We start from the raw sequence: 2,655 nt of genomic DNA, 5'->3' as shown, positions 1-2,655 counted from the left end.
GACGCCGAGGTCCGCGACACCGGCAAGCCCCGCGAGCTGGCCGCGACCGTGGACATCCCGCGCGCCGCCGGCAACTTCCGCGCCTACGCCGACCTGCTGTACGGCCGCCCGGAACGGGCCTACAGCACCCGCGTCCCCGGCTGGAGCGGTGGCGCCGGCCAGGCCCTCAACTACACCGTCCGGCGCCCGCTCGGCGTCGTCGCGATCATCTCCCCCTGGAACCTGCCGCTGCTGCTGCTGACCTGGAAGGTCGCCCCGGCCCTGGCGGCGGGCAACGCGGTGGTCGCCAAGCCCTCGGAGGAGACCCCCTCGACCGCGACGCTGCTCGCCGAGGTGATCCACGAGGCCGGGCTGCCCGCCGGGGCGTTCAACCTCGTCCACGGGCACGGCGCGGACGCCGCCGGGGCCTTCCTCACCGGCCACCCCGGGGTGGACGCGATCGCCTTCACCGGCGAGTCCGCCACCGGCGCGGCGATCATGCGGAACGCCGCCGACCACGTCACCCCGGTCTCGTTCGAGCTCGGCGGCAAGAACCCGGCGCTGGTGTTCGCCGACGCCGACCTCGACGCCGCCGTGGACGGCACCGTCCGGTCGTCCTTCACCCACTCTGGGCAGATCTGCCTGTGCACCGAGCGGGTCTACGTCGAGCGGCCGGTCTTCGACGAGTTCGTCGAGCGGCTCGGCGAGCGCGTCCGCAAGCTCGACGGCTACGGCCCGATGATCTCCGCCGCGCACCGCGACAAGGTGCTGTCGTACTACCGGCTCGCGGTCGAGGAGGGCGCGACGGTCGTCGCCGGCGGCGGCGTCCCGGCCTTCGGGGACGACCGCGACAACGGCTTCCACGTCGAGCCGACCGTGCTGACCGGGCTGTCCGAGCAGGCCCGGACCGTCCGCGAGGAGATCTTCGGACCGGTCTGCCACGTCGCGCCGTTCGACACCGAGGAGGAGGCCGTCCGGCTCGCCAACGACAGCGAGTACGGCCTCGCCGCGACCGTCTGGACCCGCGACCTCTCCCGGGCCCACCGCGTCGCGCCCCGGATCGAGGCGGGCATCGTGTGGGTGAACTGCTGGAACCTGCGCGACCTGCGCACCCCGTTCGGCGGGGTGAAGGCGTCCGGGATCGGCCGCGAGGGCGGCGAGTACTCCCTGGACTTCTTCTCCGAGCCCGTGAACGTCTGCATCCAGATCTGAGAGCGAGACCGTGACCGAGACCGCGACAACCGCCGTCGAGCAGGCGGCCGACCGCATCCTGGCGGCGTACGCGAGCGGGACGCCCTGCGCGCCCGTCCGTGACCTGCTCGCCACCCCGGACGACGCCTACGCCGTGCAGGAGCGGCTGACCACCGCGTGGGTCGTCGAGGGCCGCCGCCTGGTCGGCCGCAAGATCGGCCTGACCTCGGCCGCCGTGCAGCGCCAGCTCGGCGTGGACACCCCCGACTTCGGGATGCTGTTCGCCGACATGGCCGTCCCGGACGGCGCGGAGATCCCGGCGGGCGCGGTCATGCAGGCCAAGGCCGAGGCCGAGGTCGCGCTCGTCCTGGAGCACGACCTGACGCACGAGCGGCACACCGTCGCCGACATCATCCGCGCGACCGCGTTCGCGCTGCCCGCGATCGAGGTCGTCGGCAGCCGGATCCGCGACTGGGACATCACGCTCGCCGACACCGTCGCCGACAACGCCTCCTGCGGCATGTACGCCCTCGGCAGCCGGCCCGTCCGGCTCACCGACGTGGACCTGCGGATGTGCGGCATGGTGCTGGAGCGGCGCGGCGAGCAGCTCTCGACCGGCACCGGCACGGCCTGCCTCGGCCACCCGCTGAACGCGGCGCTGTGGCTCGCCGACACCCTCGTCCGGGTGGGCCGCCCGCTGCGCGCCGGCGACACCGTCCTCACCGGCGCCCTCGGCCCGATGGCGGCGGTCGCGCCCGGCGACGTGCTGGAGGCCCGCATCGACGGCCTCGGCGACGTCCGCGTCGCCTTCCAGAAGGAGTCCGCGAAGGAGGACGCGTCGTGACCGACGTGAGAGGGCTGGCCGCCCGCCTGGACGAGGCGCGCCGCGACGGCCGCGCGATCGGGATGCTCAGCGCGTCCGAGCCCAGGCTGGACGTGGCCGCCGCCTACGACGTGCAGCGGGCGGGCATCGAGCTGCGCCGGCGCCGGGGCGAGCGGTTCGCGGGCGTGAAGATGGGCTTCACCAGCCGCGCGAAGATGGTCCAGATGGGCGTGGACGACGTCATCTGGGGCCAGCTGACCGACCGGATGATGGTCGAGTCGACCGCCGAGGTGTCCGGGCTCATCCACCCGCGCGTCGAACCGGAGATCGTCTTCCTGATCGGCCGGGACGTGACCCGCGCCGCCGACGTGGACACCGCCGTCGCCGGGATCGCGGTCGGCTACGAGATCCTCGACTCCCGCTACGACGGCTTCAAGTTCACCCTCGCCGACGTGATCGCCGACAACGCCTCGGCGTCCGGGTTCGGCGTCGGCGCCTGGCACAGCCCGCGGGACGTCGCCAACGTCGGCATGGTCCTGGAGATCGACGGACGGCCCGTGCAGACCGGCTCGTCCGCGGCGATCCTGGGCGACCCCATGCGGGCGCTGCGCGCCGCCGCGCGGCTGGCGACCGACGCCGGGATCGTGCTGCGCGCGGGCGAC

The 2,655-nt window shown here is 74.1% G+C and carries 3 protein-coding genes; all 3 read left to right on the top strand.

Going from position 1 to position 2,655, the window contains the following annotated elements; genetic code table 11:
* Positions 1–1,191, top strand: a 1,191-nt coding sequence (locus AB0J52_RS35375; RefSeq protein WP_500187277.1) for an aldehyde dehydrogenase family protein, incomplete at its 5' end; no start/stop codon positions are given.
* A 10-nt stretch (positions 1,192–1,201) separates the two neighbouring features.
* Positions 1,202–2,014, top strand: a complete 813-nt coding sequence (locus tag AB0J52_RS35370) for a 2-keto-4-pentenoate hydratase (RefSeq protein ID WP_500187275.1) — start codon at positions 1,202–1,204, stop codon at positions 2,012–2,014.
* Positions 2,011–2,655, top strand: a 645-nt coding sequence (locus tag AB0J52_RS35365) for a 2-keto-4-pentenoate hydratase (RefSeq protein ID WP_500187274.1), incomplete at its 3' end; no start/stop codon positions are given. The genes AB0J52_RS35370 and AB0J52_RS35365, both read left to right, overlap by 4 nt.

It is taken from the genome of Spirillospora sp. NPDC049652 (assembly GCF_040675125.1).
Classification (GTDB): domain Bacteria; phylum Actinomycetota; class Actinomycetes; order Streptosporangiales; family Streptosporangiaceae; genus Spirillospora.
The sequence above is the reverse complement of the archived record's forward strand: the minus strand, read 5'-3'. Positions and strand labels throughout refer to the sequence as shown.